This is a genomic window from Nocardia sp. 852002-51101_SCH5132738 (assembly GCF_001665695.1).
In the GTDB taxonomy this organism is placed as follows: Bacteria; Actinomycetota; Actinomycetes; order Mycobacteriales; family Mycobacteriaceae; genus Nocardia; species Nocardia nova.
This window is the reverse complement of the sequence record NZ_LZML01000184.1, coordinates 1-20067: the sequence shown is the minus strand read 5'-3', so window position 1 is coordinate 20067 and position 20067 is coordinate 1. Positions and strand designations below refer to the sequence as shown.

The 20067-nt window shown below is 67.4% G+C and carries 18 protein-coding genes; 11 read left to right on the top strand and 7 right to left on the bottom strand.

Features of this window, described 5'->3' with window-relative positions:
- The first annotated feature begins 18 nt into the window (after window positions 1-18).
- On the top strand, window positions 19-1548 hold the full coding sequence (locus tag A5789_RS28540; RefSeq protein WP_063017579.1) for a catalase: 1530 nt from the start codon (window positions 19-21) through the stop codon (window positions 1546-1548).
- Between the two features lie 102 nt (window positions 1549-1650).
- Entirely contained in the window at window positions 1651-3468 is a 1818-nt protein-coding gene (locus tag A5789_RS28535) for a glycoside hydrolase family 15 protein (protein WP_064905066.1), read from the top strand.
- Here A5789_RS28535 and A5789_RS28530 read toward each other — a convergent pair.
- Both A5789_RS28530 and A5789_RS28525 read right to left on the bottom strand, forming a co-directional pair.
- Window positions 3461-5161 carry an FAD-dependent oxidoreductase gene (locus tag A5789_RS28530; protein WP_064905068.1) on the bottom strand — a complete coding sequence of 567 codons (1701 nt, stop codon included), beginning with the start codon at window positions 5159-5161 and terminating at the stop codon, window positions 3461-3463. The two genes, A5789_RS28535 and A5789_RS28530, sit on opposite strands and share 8 nt — an antisense overlap.
- Before the next feature lie 85 nt (window positions 5162-5246).
- Window positions 5247-6302, bottom strand: a complete 1056-nt coding sequence (locus tag A5789_RS28525) for an AraC family transcriptional regulator (RefSeq protein ID WP_063017585.1) — start codon at window positions 6300-6302, stop codon at window positions 5247-5249.
- A gap of 62 nt (window positions 6303-6364) precedes the next feature.
- Between A5789_RS28525 and A5789_RS28520 the strand changes: the two genes are divergently transcribed.
- Window positions 6365-6889: a DUF6328 family protein gene (locus tag A5789_RS28520; protein ID WP_063023164.1), complete on the top strand. Its 525-nt coding sequence runs from the start codon at window positions 6365-6367 to the stop codon at window positions 6887-6889.
- Window positions 6890-6994: 105 nt separating this feature from the next.
- On the top strand, window positions 6995-7249 hold the full coding sequence (locus tag A5789_RS28515) for a hypothetical protein (protein WP_030515620.1): 255 nt from the start codon (window positions 6995-6997) through the stop codon (window positions 7247-7249).
- 126 nt (window positions 7250-7375) lie between these two features.
- Here A5789_RS28515 and A5789_RS28510 read toward each other — a convergent pair whose 3' ends face one another.
- The 5 genes from A5789_RS28510 to A5789_RS28490 all read right to left on the bottom strand — a co-directional run bounded on the left by A5789_RS28510 (window position 7376) and on the right by A5789_RS28490 (window position 11706).
- Window positions 7376-7699, bottom strand: coding sequence for a hypothetical protein (locus tag A5789_RS28510; RefSeq protein ID WP_063019676.1), 324 nt, complete (start codon window positions 7697-7699; stop codon window positions 7376-7378).
- 39 nt (window positions 7700-7738) lie between these two features.
- Window positions 7739-8551, bottom strand: a complete 813-nt coding sequence (locus tag A5789_RS28505) for an RNA polymerase sigma factor SigF (protein ID WP_064905070.1) — start codon at window positions 8549-8551, stop codon at window positions 7739-7741.
- A 166-nt stretch (window positions 8552-8717) separates the two neighbouring features.
- Window positions 8718-9551 (bottom strand): SDR family oxidoreductase, encoded by an 834-nt coding sequence (locus A5789_RS28500; protein ID WP_064905084.1) that lies wholly within the window; start codon window positions 9549-9551, stop codon window positions 8718-8720.
- Window positions 9548-10903, bottom strand: coding sequence for a cytochrome P450 (locus A5789_RS28495; RefSeq protein ID WP_064905072.1), 1356 nt, complete (start codon window positions 10901-10903; stop codon window positions 9548-9550). Before A5789_RS28495 ends, A5789_RS28500 begins: the two co-directional genes overlap by 4 nt.
- A gap of 140 nt (window positions 10904-11043) precedes the next feature.
- A complete protein-coding gene (locus A5789_RS28490) occupies window positions 11044-11706 on the bottom strand; it encodes a TetR/AcrR family transcriptional regulator (RefSeq protein ID WP_064905074.1) in 663 nt (220 codons plus the stop codon).
- 119 nt (window positions 11707-11825) lie between these two features.
- On the opposite strand from A5789_RS28490, the gene A5789_RS28485 reads away from it, so the two are divergent.
- The 7 genes from A5789_RS28485 to A5789_RS28455 all read left to right on the top strand — a co-directional run bounded on the left by A5789_RS28485 (window position 11826) and on the right by A5789_RS28455 (window position 19860).
- Window positions 11826-12701: a metal-dependent hydrolase gene (locus tag A5789_RS28485; RefSeq protein WP_030515626.1), complete on the top strand. Its 876-nt coding sequence runs from the start codon at window positions 11826-11828 to the stop codon at window positions 12699-12701.
- 50 nt (window positions 12702-12751) lie between these two features.
- Window positions 12752-13789, top strand: a complete 1038-nt coding sequence (locus A5789_RS28480) for a PDR/VanB family oxidoreductase (protein ID WP_064905086.1) — start codon at window positions 12752-12754, stop codon at window positions 13787-13789.
- A 53-nt stretch (window positions 13790-13842) separates the two neighbouring features.
- Entirely contained in the window at window positions 13843-15360 is a 1518-nt protein-coding gene (locus tag A5789_RS28475; protein WP_064905076.1) for an NAD(P)/FAD-dependent oxidoreductase, read from the top strand.
- Window positions 15357-16268 (top strand): short-chain dehydrogenase/reductase, encoded by a 912-nt coding sequence (locus tag A5789_RS28470; protein ID WP_227462837.1) that lies wholly within the window; start codon window positions 15357-15359, stop codon window positions 16266-16268. The genes A5789_RS28475 and A5789_RS28470 overlap by 4 nt, the downstream gene beginning before the upstream one ends.
- 104 nt (window positions 16269-16372) lie before the next feature.
- Window positions 16373-16723: a hypothetical protein gene (locus A5789_RS28465; protein WP_063015683.1), complete on the top strand. Its 351-nt coding sequence runs from the start codon at window positions 16373-16375 to the stop codon at window positions 16721-16723.
- A 678-nt stretch (window positions 16724-17401) separates the two neighbouring features.
- A complete protein-coding gene (locus A5789_RS28460) occupies window positions 17402-18604 on the top strand; it encodes a hypothetical protein (protein ID WP_063015682.1) in 1203 nt (400 codons plus the stop codon).
- 212 nt (window positions 18605-18816) lie between these two features.
- Window positions 18817-19860, top strand: a complete 1044-nt coding sequence (locus tag A5789_RS28455) for an MCE family protein (RefSeq protein WP_063015697.1) — start codon at window positions 18817-18819, stop codon at window positions 19858-19860.
- Window positions 19861-20067: the final 207 nt, after the last annotated feature.

Here is a 20067-nt window from a genome sequence, read left to right as displayed (position 1 = left end):
ATTCGGGAGAGGAGAGAGATGGTCGAGAAGACTCGCGCCGGCGGTTTCACCACCGACGACGCCGGAATTCCGGTGGCCAGCGACGAAGACTCGCTGACGATAGGCCCCGATGGCCCGATCCTGCTCAACGACGCGTATCTGATCGAGAAGATGGCCGCGTTCAACCGCGAACGCGTACCCGAACGTCAGCCGCACGCCAAGGGCGGCGGCGCGTTCGGCGTCTTCGAGGTCACGCAGGATATGAGCGCCTACACCTGCGCGAAGGTGTTCCAGCCCGGGGCGAGGACCGAGATGCTGGCCCGGTTCTCCACGGTGGCCGGTGAGCGGGGCAGCCCGGACACCTGGCGTGATCCGCGTGGATTCGCGTTGAAGTTCTATACCGAGGACGGCAATTTCGACCTGGTCGGCAACAACACCCCGATCTTCTTCGTCCGCGATCCGATGAAGTTCCAGGACTTCATCCGATCGCAGAAACGCCGGGCGGACAACAACTTACGCGACCACGATATGCAGTGGGACTTCTGGACGCTGTCGCCGGAGTCGGCGCACCAGGTCACCTGGCTGATGGGCGATCGCGGTATCCCGCGCACCTGGCGCCACATGAACGGCTACTCCAGCCACACCTACATGTGGGTCAACGCCGAGGGTGAGAAGCACTGGGTCAAGTACCACTTCATCACCGACCAGGGTGTGGAGTTCTTCACCCAGGACGAGGGCGATCAGATGGCCTCGATGGATACCGACTATCACATCCGGGATCTGTGGGAGGCGATCGAGCGCGGGGACCACCCGAGTTGGACGCTGAAGATGCAGATCATGCCGTTCGAGGCGGCCAAAACCTACCGGTTCAACCCGTTCGATCTGACCAAGGTGTGGCCGCACGGCGATTATCCGCTCTACGAGGTCGGCCGGATGACGTTGAACCGCAACCCGTCCGACTATCACACCGAGATCGAACAGGCCGCCTTCGAGCCGAGCAACGCGGTGCCGGGAACGGGACCGAGCCCGGACAAGATGCTGTTGGGCCGGTGGTTCTCGTATCCGGACGCCCACCGTTACCGGATCGGCGCGAACTACAAGGAATTGCCGGTCAACGCGCCGAAGTCACCGTCGCACTCCTACACCAAGGACGGCCACATGCGGCACCACAATCCGGGCGACCCGGTCTACGTGCCGAATTCCAAGGGTGGACCGCACGCCGAACCCGGCCGGGCCGGTCCGACCGCCGGCTGGTACACCGACGGCGAAATGGTGCGCGAGGCCTACACGCTGCGCCGCGACGACGACGATTGGGGTCAGGCGGGCACACTGGTCCGCCAGGTGCTCGACGACGCGGCACGAGAACGGTTGGTGGATAACATCGTCGGCCATCTCCTCAACGGTGTGTCCGAGCCGGTCCTGGCGCGCGCCTTCGAATACTGGCGCAATGTGGACAAGGATCTGGGCGACCGGGTGGAATCCGGCGTCCGGGCGAAACAGGACGAGAAGGATCCGAAAGCGGCCGGTCAGGGCAATCCCGCCCGGTCCTCCGCGCAGCGGAAGGCCTGACCGGACCGTCCGCACGAACACGAGCCCCCTCGGCCGGGAGCCGCCCGGGCCGAGGGGAGCGAGCGGGCGGTTAACCGTCCGCGATCGTGGTATTTCCCAACCATGATCGCGAACTCCGCTGCCGCCCCCCACGTCCTGCGGGAGTACTCGTTCATCGCCGACGGTCAGCGCGGCGCCCTGGTCGGGCCGCGCGGTGACATCTCGTGGATGTGCCTGCCCGGCTGGGACGGCGACGCGGTCTTCGCGTCCCTGCTCGGAGGTTCCGGAATGTATGCCGTCACCCCCGCGAGCCGGTTCGTGTGGGGCGGCTACTACGAGCAGGGCACGCTGATCTGGCGCTCGCGCTGGCTGTCCGGGTCGGCGGTGATCGAATGCCGGGAGGCGCTGGCCTTTCCCGGCGACCGGCATCGCGCGATCCTGATGCGGCGGATCGTGGCGGTCCAGGAGGACGCCGAGGTCGACGTGGTGTTGCGGCCGATGGCGCGATTCGGCGCGGAATCGGTCCGTCGGCCGCACTGCGAGGACGGGGTGTGGACCGCCCATGCGGGCGCGCTGCGGATGCGGTGGACCGGCGCGCCGAAGGCGGAACTCGATCCGAGAGGACCCGACCGCGGGTGGACCGATCACCTCCAGATTCCGGCCGGGCGCTGTCACGATCTGATTCTGGAACTGTCCGACCAGGGCCTGCCCGGCGAGCTGCCCGACCCCGATACCTGTTGGGAGGCAACGGAAAACGCGTGGCGGCGCGACCGCCCGGATTTCGGTGCGAGCGCCGCGCCCCGCGACAGCGCCCACGCGTTCGCGGTGCTGCGCGGGATGACCGCCGATACCGGCGGAATGGTCGCGGCCGCCACCACCAGCCTGCCCGAACGCGCCGACCAGGGCGAGAACTACGACTACCGCTACGTCTGGATCCGCGATCAATGCCTGGCCGGGCAGGCGATCGCCGTCGCCGGTCCGCATCCGCTGCTCGACGACGCGGTCGGGTTCACCGCCGCCCGGCTGCTCGACGACGGTCCCGCACTGGCCCCGGCCTATACCGTCGACGGGAAGAGCGTGCCGGCGGTGCGCGATATCGATCTCCCCGGATATCCGGGCGCCCGGCCGGTGATCGGCAACCGGGTGCGCGGGCAGTTCCAGCTCGACACCTTCGGTGAGACGCTGTTGCTGTTCGCCGCGGCCGCGCGCCACGGCCGGCTCGGCGGCGATCATCGCCGCGCGGTCGATATCGCGGTTTCCGCGATCGCGGCCAATTACCGCCGCCCCGACGCCGGTATCTGGGAGATCGAGGATCGGCTGTGGACTCATTCCCGGTTGATCTGCGCGGCCGGATTGCGCGCGATCGCGGCCTGCCCGGACACCGGCGCCGATACCGCCTACTGCAGTGCGCTTGCCGATACGCTGGTGGCCGAGGCGGCCCGCACGGGTGTGCATCCGACCGGCCGCTGGCAGCGCGCCCCCGATCAGCCCGGTGTGGACGCCGCGCTGATGCTGCCGTTGATCCGCGGTGCGATCCCGGTCTCCGATCCGCGCTACGCCGCCACCTTCTTCGCGGTGCAGCGGGATCTGACCACCGATTACTGCGTCTACCGCTACCGCCACGACGATCGCCCGCTCGAGGTGAGCGAAGGCGCGTTCCTGCTGTGCGGTTTCACGATGGCGATGGCGGCCGCCCAGCTCGACCGCCCGGTGACCGCGATGCGCTTCTTCGAACGCAACCGCTCCTCGTGCGGCACCCCGGCGCTGTTCGCCGAGGAGTTCGATGTCACCCAGCGGCAGTTGCGCGGCAATCTGCCCCAGGCGTTCGTGCACGCGATGCTGCTGGAATCCTCGCTGCGACTGGGACCGCTCGCGCCCGAACTGCCGTCGGAGGCGGTAGTGGCGAGTACGGATCGGCCGGATCAGCCGCGGACTAGGTGATGTCGACGATCGGCAGCCGCAGCGCACCCGGGGCGTCGGCGGGAACCACGGGCGCTTTGGGGGTGACCGGGGCCAGCCGCCGATAGGGCGAACCCAGCGCCGGCCGCTGATCCGGCTCACCCTTGTTGGGCCACAGCGCCAGCGCTCGTTCGGCCTGTGCGGTGATGGTCAGCGACGGATTGACGCCGAGATTCGCCGAAATCGCCGAGCCGTCGACGATGTGCAGGCCCGGATGGCCGTACATGCGCTGATAGGCATCCACGACACCGGTCTCCGGGGAATCGCCGATCACGCAGCCGCCGATGAAATGTCCGGTCATCGGAATGCCGAACAGGCTGGTGATGCCGGCGGTCGCGATGCCGTCGATCTTGTCGGCCACGCGGCGGGCGACCTCGTGCCCGGCCGGGATCGACGTCGGATTCGGTTGTCCCTCACCCTGTTTGGTGGTCATCCGGCGGCCGAACAGGCCGCGCTCGGTGTAGGTGGTGAGCGAATTGTCCACCGACTGCATCACCAGCAGGCCGATCATCCGCTCCGACCAGTGGCGCGGGTTGTGCACCTTCGCCAGATCGCGGCGGCGCCGCCAGTTCTCGCGCAACCACAGCCGGGCGGGCGAGGTGCGGCCGTCCTCGTCGTACATCACCGTCGTCATCAGCGACAGCACGTTGCTGCCCTTGCCGTAGCGCACCGGTTCGATATGGGTGTCGGCGTCGGGATGGATCGAGGAGGTGATGGCCACCCCCTTGGTGAAATCGGTGTCGGATCGCCGACTCCGGATCGACAGCAGCTCTTCGGAATTCGTGCGCGACAGATAGCCGAGCCGCGCGGAGATGTGCGGCAGTGAGCCGCGGTCGCGCAGCCGGTGCAGCAACCGCTGCGTACCGAGCGCGGCCGCGGCGAAGATCACCTGTTCGGCGGTGACGCTGCGGCGCGCCTTGCGAACCCAGCGTCCGGTGCGGACGGTGTCGACGCGGTACCCGCCCGACGGCAGCGGCACCACATCGACCACGGTGGTGTGCGGATGCACGGTGGCCCCGGCCTTCTCGGCGAGATACAGGTAGTTCTTCACCAGCGTGTTCTTGGCGTTGTGGCGGCATCCGGTCATGCATTCGCCGCAGTGGGTGCAGGTGCGCCGGGACGGGCCGGCACCGCCGAAGTAAGGATCGGGCACCTCCTGTCCGGCGCGAGTGCCGTTGCCGCCGAACAGGACTCCCACCGGAGTGTGCCGGAAGGACGCGCCGACGCCCAGTTCCTCGGCCACCTCGCGCAGCACCCGGTCCGAGGCCGTGGTCGCCGGATTCGTGGTGACGCCCAGCATGCGCTTGGCCTGGTCGTAGTGCGGTGCCAGTTCGGCGCCCCAGTCGGTGATATGGGCCCATTGCGAGTCGGCGAAGAATTTCGCGGGCGGTTCGTAGAGGGTGTTCGCGTACACCAGCGAGCCGCCGCCGACACCGGCGCCGCTCATGATGAAGGTGTCCTTCAACAGGGTCAGGCGCTGGATGCCGAAACATCCCAGCCGCGGCGCCCACAGAAATTGCCGCGCCCGCCAGGAGTTCTTCGCGAATTCGTCGTCGGCGAAGCGGCGGCCGGCCTCGAGGACGCCGACCCGGTAGCCCTTCTCGGTCAGGCGCAGCGCGCTCACGCTGCCGCCGAATCCCGACCCGATGACTACCACGTCGTAGTCGAACCCCATCGCCGCGCCCTTTCCTGGTCCCGATCGTCCCCTCGTACCGTATGGGCAGATCAGGGGGTGGGCGCAGAGATCGACGGCCAGAAAATCAATACTTCCGGTCACGCCGGTAGGCGGCCGGAGTCGTTCCGGTCCAGCGCTTGAAGGCGTGGATGAACGGCGTCGCCTCCGCGTAACCGAGCCGGATGGCGATGTCGTCGATGGTCAGCGGCGTCCCCGAGAGCATTTCCTGCGCGAGCGCGCGGCGCACCTCGTCGAGCAGCGCCCGGTAACTGGTCCCGGCCTCGGTGAGGCGGCGGCGCAGCGTCCGCACACTCATGTTGAGCTCCCGGGCCACCGCCTCGATCGGCGGCGGCGTGGTGATACCGGTCGCGCCGCTGCCGGGCAGCAGTCGTTCCCGGACCTCGGCCGCGATACCCGTGCGCGCGCTGCGGCGCTGCACCAGATCCCGGCACTGAGCGATACAGACCGCCCACGTCTGCTGATTCGCCTGAGGTAGCGGCTGGGCGAGGATCTCCGGTGCGACGGTGAACATGGTGTGCGCGCGCCCGAAGCGCGGCCGCGCGCCGAGCACGGCTTCGAGCCGGTCGGCGTAGGGCGGTTCGTCGTAGCCGAATTCCATGCGGGCGAAGGAGAAGTCGTGGCCGAGCAGATCGGCCATCACCCGATGCATGGCGACGATGTCGCGCTCCACCAGGAAGGTCTGCACATCCGGCGGGATGAGCTCGTGATGGATCCAGGCGATCACATCGTCGCGCCGATACTCGACGATCGGTGTGCAGAAGGCGAATCCGAGCCGGTAGTACCGCATGGCCAGCGAAATCGCCTCGCGCAGCGTGGGACTGGTGACGCAGGCGAAGCCGAAGATGCCGAAGGTGCTCAGCCGGTACCGCCGCCCGACCTCGACGCCGAGGGCGGGGATGTCGCCGAGTTCGGCGACCAGATTGCGCACCACCGCCAGTTCGGCCTCGGCCGGAATCTGTGCCCCGGGGTCGGTGAGCGTGGCCGGCGCGATACCGGATCCGGCGAGCAGCCGTGCGCTGTCGACCCCGTGTTCGGTGGCGAATTCGATCATCACCGCGACGCTGGCGATCCCGCGGGGGAAATTCCAGGTGCGGACCTCGGGCGCCTCGACGGTGTGCATGGCACCATTATGGCCGAAACTATTGATCTCTCGGGACGATCCGCCCGGGATAGGGTTGTCGGATGGAGCAGGCGCAGTCCGCCGGCGGCCGGGAAGACCGCGATCGGGAATGGGACCGCGAGGTCCGTGGTGAGACGGAAACCGAACAGCTGGACCGCAATCTGACCAGTTTGATTCAGGAATTGCGGGTGGTGCAGACGGGTGTGCAGCTGCTGACGGGCTTCCTGCTGACGCTGCCGTTCCAGGCCAGGTTCACCACGGTGTCCACCCCGATGCGCGGGCTGTACCTGGCGGTCGTGACCGCCTCGATCGCGGCGACGGTCTTCCTGATCGCGCCGGTCGCCGCCCACCGCATCCTGTTCCGGCAGCATCGTCTGGGCAGCGTGGTGCGCACCGCCCACACCTTCGCGCTGGTCGGGCTGGCGCTGCTCGGCATCGCGCTCACCGGGGTCGCGGTGCTGATCTTCGACACGGTGGCCGGTGCGGTCGCCGCCACCGTCATCGGTGTGTGCTTCGCGGTGCTGTTTCTCCTGACCTGGTTCGCCCATCCGTGGCGGGAGCGGCGGCGCGGCGCCCAGACGCGGTGAGGGCGCCCACAGCGGCCCGAAATAGCGGTCGGCGGGCGTTTCGTGCCGGGGTCGCCGGGTATCGCGCCCGATGTCAGTGATTTCGACGTGTTGGAGGTGAATCCCTTGTCGGAGCACGAGAAGGGCGGAGGCCGCGAAGGTCTCGAAGGCGTCGTGGAAGGCGCGAAGGGTAAGGCCAAGGAGGCCGCCGGTCAGGTATTCGGAAAGGACGAGCTGCGCGAGGAGGGCAAGGCTCAGCAGAGCCGCGCCGAATCGCAGCGCGAGGCCGCCCAGAAGGAAGCCGAAGCCGAGAAGCACCGTGCGGAAGCCGGTGTGGAGGAAAAACGGCAACAGGCCTTCCAGGACAAGGGCGGCTCCTGACGGTCGACGTAAGTAGTGGAACCGACCGAAAGGGTGCCCGGCCTATGTGACCGGGCACCCTTTCTTCGTTCGATATGATGTTGCGTGAGAATCGGATTCGCAACGGGATATGTGTCGCGCCGGGTGTTATCTGCCCAGCGCGCTGGCGAGCTGTTTCTTGGTCATCTTCGACCGGCCCTTGATATTGCGTTGGCGTGCTTCGTTGTACAGCTGATCGCGGGTCGGTCCCTGTGAACCTTTGCCGGACCGCTGGCCACCGCGGCGCTGTGGCGACATATCGTTGGTGGAACTGCGGCTCGCGGTGCGGGTTTTGCCCGCTTGCGCACGATTCTTGTTGACCGTGCGTGCGCCGATTTCCTCTGCGCGATCTTTACTCGCACCCCGTTTCCGGGCCGAGGACTTCACATGTTCGTACTGGCGTTCTTCTTTGGCAGACCATTCCTTGGGCATGACTACACCTTTCGGTCGTGCGGACGGTGGGATGGATCACTACGTCGGCTGTGGCTCGCAGAGCGCCTGCTGCCGAAGACTTTTCAGCGTGCGGGTCAGAATGCGGGAGACGTGCATCTGGGAGATCTGCAGTTTCTCGGCGATCTGATTCTGCGTCTTGGATTCGAAGAAGCGCATGATCAGAATTCTGCGTTCCCGGGTGGGCAACGCATCGATGAGCGGGCGGACCGCCATCGCGTCCTCGGTCAGTTGGTAGCACTGTTCCTCGGCGCCGAGCTTGTCCATGATCGCGCCGTCGTCGGTGTCGACGACCGCGTCGATGGAGTTCGGCTGATAGGCGTTGCCGGCGATCATGGCCTGCACCACCTGCGGGCCGTCGACGTCGAGAGCTTCGGACAGCTCGCGGGCCGTGGGCATGCGCCCGAGTTCGTGAGCCAGATGTTCGGTCGTCGGACCGATGCGCAGCCACAATTCCTTGACGGCGCGCGGTACCCGGGTCGACCAGGTGTAATCGCGGAAGTGACGGCGAACCTCGCCCATCACGGTAGGCACGGCGAAGGAGAGAAAAGAATTTCCCCGTACCGGATCGAATCGATCGACGGCCAGGACGAGACCGAGCCTCGCCACTTGGTGCAGATCGTCGAACGTCTCGCCGCGGCCGGAGAATTTCCGAGCGATATGCTCGGCCAGCGGCAGGCAGAGTTCGATGATTTCCGCTCGGACCGACTCCCGATGCGGATCGGCATGATCCAGAGCGGCCAGTTTCTCGAACCAGGGTTCGATGTTGTCATAACTGTTGGCACCGTGGCGTGCGGCGGTTTCGGCACGACGGGCGATCGGTTCATGTGTCATTCGAGATACCTCGCTTCCAACTGAATCCGACCCAGATTGGGTACCCGTTGGTGCGGCTCTCAAAAGACGTCGAAGGGCGCACGCCGCAATGTTCGCCGATTTCCGCGCGATGACCAGGGCGTACGCCGTTCCTGATAATATCCGGCAGCGGCCGGAATTTGTGTTTTCAGCCCTCCGGCGTGTTGCCGACCCGCCGGTCGTAGTCCGCGCGGTCGGCGCGATCGACGTCGTCGGTGAATATTCGGTGCACGCCCAGGCGGCGGGCCGTGAATTCGCCGAAGGCGCGCGGAGTGAGCTTGTTGAACGCCATCGCCACCCCGGCAAGCCTCGTCACGGTGACCCGGCGCCGCGGACGCGCGATCAGCCGGGTCACCGCCCGTGCGACATCCTCGGGTTCGGCCAGCAGACCCATCGGAGCCTTGGTTCCCGCGATCAGTTCGGTGCGGGTGAAGGTCGGCAACACCGCCGAGAAGTGCACTCCGCTGCCGCGGCATTCCAGCCGCATGGCCTCGGTGAAGCCGAGCACGGCCTGTTTACTCGCACAGTAGGTCGCCATACCGGGCGTGGGGTTCTCCCCGGCCAGCGACGCGATATTGACGATATGGCCGCGACCGCGCGAAAGCATCTGCGGCAGTGCGGCTTTGGTGCCGTTCATGACGCCGAGTACGTTGACCTCGAGGATGCGGCGGGTGATGGCGTCGGATTCGTCGGTGAAGCGGCCGACGGGCATGATGCCGGCATTGTTGATCAACACGTCGACGGGGCCGGCCCCGGTCTCGACCGCCACGAGAAAGTCCGCGAACGAGGCCGGATCGGTCACGTCGAGCGTCAGCGCCGCCGCGGCGCCGAGCCGCGATCCCGCCGCGGCGACGGCGGCCGCGTCGATATCGCCGAGTGCCACCCGCGCACCGGCGTCGCGCAGGTGCTCGGCGATCGAATAGCCGATACCCCGCGCGCCGCCGGTGACGGCGACCACCGTGCCCGGCAGCCGGGGGCTCACCCGCGCCGCCGGCGCCGGTACCGGACCGTGCACGGCTGCTGTAGCTGCACCACCATCTTGGAATGGTCGTTGCGGTAGCTGTCGGAGGGTTGCGCCATCTCGAATTCCCAGTCCCGCAACAGGATCGAGAAGATCGCCTTCAACTGCATGAGCGCGAACGCCTGGCCGACGCAGCGGTGCCGCCCGGCGCCGAACGGGATCCACGTCCAGCGGTTCACCAGATCCGCCTGATTGGGATCGACGTAGCGGCCCGGATCGAAGCGGTCGGGGTCGGGGAAATCCTCCGCGATCCGATTGGAGACCGCCGGTGTGGTCGCGACCAGATCGCCCGGCGCGATGCTGTGCCCGCACACCTCGAATTCGCCGCGCGCCACCCGCATCAGGATGATCAGCGGCGGATGCAGCCGCAGCGTCTCCTTCAACGTGGCCTCGAGCTGCGGAATCTGGCGCAGCGCGTGGAAACTCACGTCCTGGCCGTCGGCGTAGAGCTCGTCGAGTTCGCCGACGACCCGGGCCAGCACCTCGGGATTGCGCAGCAACTCGATGGTCGTCCACGCCGCGGTACCGGAGGTGGTGTGGTGGCCGGCGAACATCATCGAGATGAAGATGCCGGTGATCTCGCTGGCGGAGAACCGCAGTTCGCCCTGCTCGTCGCGGATCGAGACCAGCACATCGAGCATGTCGCGATCCTCTTTGCCCTGCGGCGGGTTCGCGATGCGGCCGTTCATGATCTCCTGGACCAGTTCGACCAGTTTCGCCCGCGCCTCGTCGCGGCGGCGGAAGCTCTCGATGGGGGCGTAAGGGTCGACGTAACACAGCGCGTCGGTGCCGCGCTCGAGTTCGTGATACAGGTGTGCGAACCGCTCGTCGAGTTCCTCCCGGAACTTCTTGCCGATCAGGCACGCCGAGGAGGTGTAGATCGTCAGCTCGGCAAAGAACTCGAGCAGGTCGATTTCGCCCTCGTCGCCCCAGCCTTCGAGGATCCGGTGCACCTCGTGCGCGATGGTCTCGGCGTGCCCGCGCATGAAGTCACCGCGCAGGGCCTGGTTGTGCAGCATTTCCTTGCGGCGTTCGGGGCTGGCGTCGAAGACCACACCGTCGCCGAAGATCGGCTTCATGAACGGGTAGGCGGCGCCCTGGTCGAGATCCTCGTCGGCCGCGCGGAAGAAGAATTCGTTCGCCTCGGCGCCGGAGAGCAGGATGACGTCCTTGTCGGCCAGCCGGAACGAACCCACATCGCCGCACTCCGCGCGCACCCGCTGCATCAGCGCGATCGGATCGGTGCGGAACTCTTCGAGGTGGCCGTGCTCGTGTTCGCCCCCGGAGACCTGCCGCGGCTTGACCAACGTCATGAGAAATCCTTCCGCATTCCGGATCCATCGTTGATGGACACGTGTCTGGACGCTACTACGGAAGGGTGGACGAGGCAAGGTCCGGCACCGGTTCCAGCGGTGCCGGAGCGGCGTGCGGGAGGGAAGTCGGAAAGGGGCGCTCAGCGCAGGACCGGCGCCGAGCGCACGGTGCTGAGCTGCCGGATGATCGCGGCGGCGTGGTTGTCGAAGCGGTCGCGGTCGATGGTGATATCGCCGATCAGATACGGGCGGTAGCAGTAGGCGAGCGCGCCGAAGATGGCCATCGCGTTGAGCGTCGCGTCGGTCTCGTCGGGAGCCGGTGTGTCGGTGTCGTCGGCGGCGATCACCGCCGCGATCGGCCCGGTGATCACCGCGACCAGCTCGCTGCCGCGCCGGGTCAGCGCCGGGGTGGCGATCGATTCGACGAACAGGATGCGCCCGCGCCGGGGGTCCTCGGTGAGGAAATCGGTGAACGCGCGCACCACGTGACCGAACAGCAGGTCTCGCTCCTCGGGTGCTTCGGCCAGTGCGGCGAGCAGTCGATCCCGGCACTGTTCGACGGTGTTCTCGAGGACGGTGGTCATCAGATCGTCGAGATTGGCGAAACTCTCGTAGAAATAACGTTCGGTGAGCCCGGCCTGTCGGCATACTCCGCGCATCGAGGTCTCGGCCGCGCCGACGCCGGCCATGAGCTCGTAACCGGCCCGCAGCAGCCGTTCGCGACGTGCGGCGATGCGGTCCGCCGGTTCGCGTCCACGCCAGGGGCGGCTGCCCGTTTTCGGAGTGTGCGGCGAATCGGCCATGGCGGTGATGCTACCGGGGGCCGGCGACAAGGCGTTTTGTTGACATCGGCTGCTGTTGACATCTAGTGATGTCAACATTACCGTCGGAGCATCGCTTCGACCACCCGCAAGGACGCGACATGAACACCTCGGTCTACGACGACCAAGCCCATGCGATCAGGGCTCGCGATGTGCGATTCGATTTCGACTCCGTCCCCATGCACTACATTCCGGGCGAAGTCATGGCCACTCACATCATCAACGTGATGCACCTGGTTCTCCCGGAGGGGGAACGCGCGATGGCCGCGGCCCTGGCCGAAGCGCTGCCCCATATCGACGACGAGCGGCTGCGCGAAGAGGTGCAGGGCTTCATCGGGCAGGAGAATCAGCACGCCAGCTCGCACGCGCAGGCGCGTCGCCACCTGGAAGCGCTCGGGCTCGACGTGGCCCCGATGGTGGAGACGGTGGCCTGGCTGGTCGATCGCCTACTCGGTGATCACGGCTTGACCGGCCGCGCCAAACACGAGTGGCTGTGCGAGCGGCTGGGCCTGTTCGCCGGGATGGAGCACTACACCGCGGTCATCGGCGAGTGGCTGCTGACCAACGACGTGCTCGAGGCCAAGAACATGCATCCGGCGATGCTGGACCTGATTCGCTGGCACGGCGCGGAGGAGGTCGAACACCGCAGCGTGGTCTACGACGCGTATATGCACGTCGACGGCGGATATCTGCGCAAGGCCCGCACGGCGGTGCTGGCCAGCTCGTCGCTGATGGTGCTGTTCGTGATCGCGGGCGGCTATCTGTTCGGCAAGGATCCCGATCCGCGCAAGGGGCGGTTCTGGCCGCTGCAATTCCTCAGCGCCTCCGCCCGCGGCGTGGTGCCGCGGATGTCGACCTTCCTGACCGAGATTCCGCGGTACCTGCGGCCCGGATTCCACCCCTCCCAGCTCGGGAGCATGGACAACGCGCTGCGCTATCTCGCGCAGTCGCCGGCGGCGCGCGAGGGCCGGCGGTGACGGCGGTGGCGTACCCGGTGGCCGCCGAGCGGCCGGGGTATCGGCCGCCGATGCCGCTGCGGGCGGTCGGCGCGATCTTCGACCTGTACAAGCGCGGCGTCACCACGGAACCGCGAATCGAGGTGTTGTCGCGACCGAACCCGGTGCGCCGCAGCGGTTTCGAACGCGAGCTGATCGTGGCCCGGCGCGAGATGCGGGCCGCGGACGTGGTCGTGCTGACGCTGGTCGCTCCCTACGGCGAACGGTTGCCGAGCTGGGTTCCGGGCGCGCACATCGATGTGCTCCTGCCCTCCGGGCGGCAGCGGCAGTATTCGCTCAACGGGGACCCGGCCGACCGCGGAACCTATCGCATCGCCGTGCGCCACCTGCCCGACGGCGGCGGCGGATCCGACGAGATCCATCGCGACGTGGCGGTGGGGGACCGGTTGCGAGTGCGCGGGCCGCGCAACGCCTTCGGATATATCGATGCCCCGCACTATGTCTTCGTGGCCGGCGGTATCGGAATCACGCCGCTGCTGCCGATGGTGGCCGACGCCGAACGGCGCGGAATCGATTGGCGGCTGGTCTATCTCGGCCGCAGCCGGGCCACGATGCCGTTCCTCGACGAGCTGTCGGCCCACCGCGGCGGACGGCTCGAGATCCGTCCCGACGACGAATTCGGTGTCGCCGATCTCGATCTGATCCTGGCCGACGTGCCGCGCGGTACCGCGATCTACGTCTGCGGTCCGCCGCCGCTGATGGCCGCCGCGCTGAACACCGACGCCGCCCACGAGCCGACCGTTTCGGTCCACACCGAACGGTTCTCCCCGCTGCCGGTCCAGCACGGCCGCCCGTTCCGAATCCGGCTGCGGCGCAGCGGTCACACCGTGGACGTGGCCGCCGACGAATCGGCACTCGCGGCCATCGGCCGGGTCCTGCCCGACGTCGCCTACTCGTGCCGCCAGGGTTTCTGCGGCACCTGCGCGGTGGCCGTGCACGCGGGCGCTGTCGACCATCGCGATCGGCGGCTGAGTCCCGCCGAACGCGAGACGACGATGCTCACCTGCGTCTCCCGCGCGGCGGGTGACTCCCTCGAAGTCGACCTGTGAGTACGAGACCGGTCGTTTCGGGCAACGACGCCCGCACCGAAAGGAATTCGACGATGGCAGTATCCGAGAGCGCCCCCGCCGAACACACGCCGATCGCGGTGATCGGCGCCGGAGTCGCCGGAATCGGCCTCGCGGTGTCGTTGCGCGCGGCCGGATTCGAAGACTTCCTGATTCTCGAACGCGCCGATGATCTGGGCGGCACCTGGCAGGCCAACACCTATCCCGGGTGCGCCTGCGATGTGCCCTCGCACCTCTACTCCTATTCTTTCGCGCCGAATCCCGACTGGTCGCGCACATACGGACGCCAGCCCGAGATCCTCGGCTATCTGCGCGACGTCGCCGAACGCCACGATGTGGTGCGGCATATGCGCTTCGGCACCGACGTGGAGCGCGCGCAGTGGGACGAAGGGCGGCGGCGGTGGCTCGTGCGCACCGACCGGGGAGTGCTCAGCGCCGATGTGCTGATCTCGGCGGTCGGCCCGTTCAGCGAGGCGAAGATTCCGAATATGCCGGGACGCGAGACCTTCCGCGGCGCCCAGTTCCACTCGCTGCACTGGGACCACGAGCACGACCTGACCGGCGAGCGGGTCGCCGTGATCGGCACGGGCGCCTCCGCGGTGCAGTTCATTCCGGAGATCGCGCCGAAGGTGCGGCGGCTCACGGTGTTCCAGCGCTCGGCCCCGTGGATCGTCTCCCGCCTGGATCGGTCCACCCTCGGCGTGGAGCGCGCACTGCTGCGCCGGTTACCGCTGCTGGGCACCGCGCTCCGGGGCGCCTACTACGCGGGTATCGAGAGTTTCGGCCTGGTCGGATTCGTCGACCGCCGCTTCCGCCATCCGTTCCAGGCGCTCTCGCGGATGCAGCTGCGCCGCCAGGTCCACGATCCTGCCCTGCGGCGGAAACTGACTCCCGACTACATGATCGGCTGCAAGCGCGCGATCTTCTCCGATGCGTACTATCCGGCCCTCACCCGCGACAATGTGGAGGTGGTGACCGAGTCGATCGCCGAGATCCGCCCCGGATCGATCGTCACCACCGACGGTGCGGAGTATCCGGTCGACACCATCGTCTGGGGCACCGGGTTCGGTGCGATACCGAAGCTCTACGAGCGGATCGAGGGCGTCGGCGGGCTGACCGTGGCCGACCACTACCGCCGCCGGCCCAGCAGTTATCTGGGCGCGGCGATCGCGGGTTTCCCCAATATGTTCCTGACCCTCGGCCCGTTCGGCGCCGCGGGGAACCAGTCCGCGATCTTCATGATCGAATCGCAGATCGCCTACATCGTCGACGCGCTGAAAACCCTGCGCGACAACGCTGTCGATCGTGTCGAGGTCCGTGCCTCGGCGCAGGACCGGTTCCTCGACGAGATGCGGCAGCGCAGTCGCGATACGGTGTGGCTGGGCGGCGGCTGCGACAGCTACTACACCACCGACAAGGGCGAGAACGCCGGGCTGTATCCGAACTGGAGTTTCGAATACCGCCGTCGCGTAGCGAGTTTCGACGCGGACTCCTACCTGCTGTCGCGCCACGTACCGGATCCGACCACCGCAGAGATGAGCAGTATCCGATGATCACAGGACCGTTCGATATGGTGCGCACGCTGCTGGCCCCGGTGCTCGGCGGGGGTGAGCGACTCGACGTGCGCGACAAGGTCGTGATCATCACCGGCGGCGCCGCCGGCATCGGCTACGAGCTGGCCCGGCTGCTCTACGACCGCGGCGCCTACGTCGCGCTGTTCGATATCGACGCCGAAGCCGTGCGCGCGAGCGCGGCCGCACTGGGCATCCGCGCGGTCGCGATCACCGTCGACGTGGCCGACCGGGAGGGGGTTCGGCTGGCCGTCGGACAGGTGCGGGAGAACTTCGGGCGCATCGATGTGGTGGTGGCCAACGCCGGCGTGGTCCCGCGCCCGGCCACCGTGCGGCTGCTCGATCCCGAGGAATTCGACCGGGTGCTGGCGATCAACCTCACCGGCGCCTTCAACACCATCCAGCCCGCGCTCGACGACGTCATCGCGGCGCACGGCCACGTCGTCGTGGTCTCCTCGTGCGCCGCGTTCGCCCCCGGAATGGGCGGTTCGCCGTACATGGTGAGCAAGGCCGGGGTGGAACAGCTGGGCCGTGCGCTGCGGGTGGAACTCGGCGGAACGGGGGCCTCGGCCGGTATCGCCTATTTCGGTGTGGTGGAGACGGCGATGACCCGCGACACTCTGGACGAGGACGAACTGGGCGCCGAATTCGGCGCGCTGCTGCCCTGGCCGCTGGATCAGCGCATTACCGCCCGGCGGGCCGCCGAGGTGATCGCCGGTGCCATCGAACGCCGGTCCGCGCGCACCGTGGCGCCCGCGGGATGGGAGCCGTACGCCCTGCTGCGGGGCGTGGTGAACGTGGCCCTCGACCACAAGCTGACCGCCGACGAGCGGGTGCGGTCGTTGACGCAGCGGCTGGAACAGCGCATCCTCGCAGATCGCGGCAGGTAACCGGACTCGCAAATCTGAGAGATTTCAAAGGATCGGCACAGATTCCGATCAGGACCGCTCGGCACCATGGATCCCGAGGACCACTCGGCGAGATGAGGTGTGCGATGGTCGATATCGAGATCACGGGTACGACGGTCACGGTCCATGTCCGTGGCACCCACCGGTTGCTCTCGCTGTGCGAACGCGTGCGCTTCGATCTGTCCCACATCGCCGCCGTCGCGCCCGCCGAGGTGGATCTGCGGCCGCCGTGGATGCGCGCCCCGGGCACCTTCTTCCCGGGTGTGATCGCGGCCGGTGTCTTCCGCGGCAAAGGCCGCAAGGAGTTCTGGGATACCCGCTTCGACGGGCGTGGCGTGCGCATCGAGCTGACCGGCACCGAATTCAGCCGGATCGTCGTCGACGTGGAGGATCCGGACGAGGTGCGCCGGATGCTCGCCCGCGCCGCCGCGGCCTGAGCCCGCCGACCGGTGCGGCGTGAGCCTGCTGACCGGTGCGGCGTGAGCCTGCTGACCGGTGCGGCGTGAGCCTGCTGACCGGTGCGGCGTGAGCCTGCTGCTGCCGCTCGGCGCCTGAATCTGCCGTTGACGCTGTGGCGTGAGCCTGCCGCCGGGCTGGAGCCTGAGCCGGTCGCTGCGGCTGGAGGTGCGCCTGTCGCTTGGGCCTCGGCGAAAGCTTGGTGCTGCGTGTGCGGCGTGCGTCTGCCGCTGCTGTCACGCCTCGGTCCTGCCGCTCGGCTGGAGCTGAGTCCGACGTTGGGCGGCCTGGGTCTGTTGCGGGTCTGTGGCTAGGGTCTGCAGCTGCGTTTGTGACTCGAGTCTGCTTGCGGCGTCTGTGCCCGAGTGTCCCACGGCGTCTTCGCCCCGAGTCTCCCGCTACGGCTGCTGCCCGAGTCCGACGCTGCTGCCGCGAGCCGACCGCTCCGTCTGAACAGCCGGAACCGGGCGAAACTTCGTGCCTCGCAGACCCATTGCGACACGCCGAATCGGCGTGCCGCGCGCGACACGCCGAATAAGTCTGGCATTGGGGCTAATCCGCAGTTTCGCAGATGGCGGTTCATCGACTATGAATGGCATGTGCCGTTCCCACTTCGTGAACACTTGCCGGCCACCGTATCTCACCGGGCGGTGGTCTAGTTGACCGTCGAACACCCGGGAGAAGATGAGGTCAGGCAGCTCGCGCGACGGGTCGAGAAGGCCCGCGGGCGGCTTGCGTACCAGTTCGATCCCGCGCTGACCGAGGCCCTCTCCGAGAACGAGCTGCAGGCCGAACGTGAACTCGCGGAGAAGATCCGCGAGCAGGAACGCGAACAGCGCTGGAAAAATGTCCAGGCGGCGGCATCGACGTCCGACCGCGCCAGGCAGACCTCCGAAGCGATCGCGAAGGCCGATATGCGAGATCTGTTGATGGCCCGCAAGGCAATTGCGGCGCAGAGACGAGAATCCAGCCCGCACGCGAAGGTCGCGTCGCTGTATCGGCATCGCGCCTGGTCGATGCGCGCTCTCGCGGGCGTGGTCATCGCCGGCATGTTGTGGTCGGCGGTCAACGTGCAGCACAACATCGCTCCCGGCGGCCCCACCGATCCGCTGTACTGGTTCAGCTACCTGCTCGAAGGCATGATCAGCGTCTGCCTGGTCATCATCATGATCGGCACCAACAAGGTCGCCGAATGGGGAATCCTGGAGAGCCGCCGCCAGGTCGCGCTCGCCGAACTGGCCCTGCTGGCGCTGACCGTCGGCCTCAACACCTACCCGTACCTGCGCGGCGGCGACTGGTACAACGTCGGCGTGCACGCCGTGGCGCCGGTGATGATCGGTGTGGCGCTGCTGGTGCACGACGCGGCCAGCCAGCGCTACGGCCAGGCCATCACCCAGGCCACCGATCAGATCCGCGATCTGCCCGACCCGGCCGAACAGATTCGCCGCAGCATGCCGACCTTCGTCAGCTTCATCCGGCAGGCCGCGCCCGACACCCGCCCGGCCCCGATGGCCGCGCTGCCGGGCGCCGGCGACACCACATCCGAGGCGCCGGCCCCCGAATCCGCGCGCACGGTGGAGACGGTCGATCCGATCGTCGAACCGGACATCTGGACCCCGAAGAAGTCCTCGAGTCGCCGGTCCGACACCGATGCGGCGGATTCGGTCGCCGACGGCAAGCCGAGCAAGCCGGCGAAATCCGATGCCTCCGACGACGACTCGGATCCGCTGAGCGCCTACGACACCGGCCAGTTCCGCATCGCGGACAGCCTCGAACAGGAACTCGAACAGATCCGTGCCGAGCGGAAGGCGGCCCGCGCCGCGAAGCAGCGCGCGGCCTCCAACGGCTCGATCGTGGACTGATCCATACTCCGGTACGTCCCCTCGTACCGTCCGCACAACAGCCCGGCGCGCTGAGCGCCGGGCTGTTGTCGTCTCCGACCGGCGTGGCGTAGGTCACAACCGGGCGCCTCCGACTACACCGCCTGCGGTCAGCGCAATCATTGCCGGCGTTTCGGGTTTCGTGTGGAAGTTCGAGGAGGCGTGGATTTGCTCGTCCGTGGTTCCGGATGCCGATGAGTATCCGCAAGCAGGCACTCGGGTTCGGCGCATTCGCCATCGTCTCGATTCTGGTCACGGTGGTCATCTGGAATACCCTGGCGCGCACCGTGAACGGCCCGACCGACCGTTATTCGGCGATCTTCAGCGATGTGCTCGGATTGCGGCCCAACGACGACGTCCGCATCGCCGGTGTACGGGTCGGCAAGGTCACCGAGATCGGCTTCGACGTCAATCCTCAGACCAACAAGCACCTGGCGAAGGTGACCTTCGAGGTGCAGCGCGATCAGCACCTCTACACCGACACCAAGGCGCTGGTCCGCTATCAGAACCTCATCGGCCAGCGGTATCTCGCGCTGGCGCCCGGTACCGCACCGGATTCGCGCCTGCTCGCCGCCGGTGGCCGGATTCCGCTCGAACGCACCGAACCGTCCTTCGATATCTCGGCGTTCCTCAACGGCTTTCAGCCGCTGTTCGAGAATCTGCTTCCGGAACAGGTGAACGACCTGTCGACGACGTTGATCCAGGCGCTGCAGGGCGACGGCGTATCACTGTCCACCTTCATCACCCAGGCCGCCGCACTGGCCTCGGACTTCGAGCGTCGCGACGCGATCCTGAAAGACATCATCACCAACCTGTCGGGAGTGATGTCGGGTCTGGCCCGGCGCAGCGACGAACTGGAAACCCTGATCACCCAGACCCGGGCGTTGATCAGCGGACTCTACGACCAGGGGCAGTCGCTGCTGGCCTCGACGACTCAGATCGCCACCGCCAGTGAGAGTTTGGTGGCGATGGTCCAGCAGGTACAGCCGAAACTGATTCCCGCGCAGAACTCGACCCGCGACGCGCTGACGCTGCTGATCGACAACGGCGCGAAATTGGATCAGGCCGCGATCGATCTGCCCGGAATCCTGTCCGACGTCGGCAAGTTCTCCGGCGACGGCACCTACGCCACCGCGTATCTGTGCTCCCTCGATGTCTCGCTGTACGGAATCCTGTTCCCGCGCGGACTGTTTTCGCAGATCGGCGGTCATGCACAGTCGGCGGTCTGCCGACCCTGACCCGCAACGGCAACGGGCCCGGCTCCGCGAGGAAGCCGGGCCCGTTGTTCGTGCGCTCAGGCGCGACTGCGAATCGCTTTGTAGATGACCAGAATGATCACGGCACCGACGATCGCGCCGAGGAAAAGTGGGGAGTGTCGGATTACCGGTGGATCTGACCCCGGTAGGGGTTAGTTTCCGGTCGGGTTGATCCGGCCTTCGAATGCG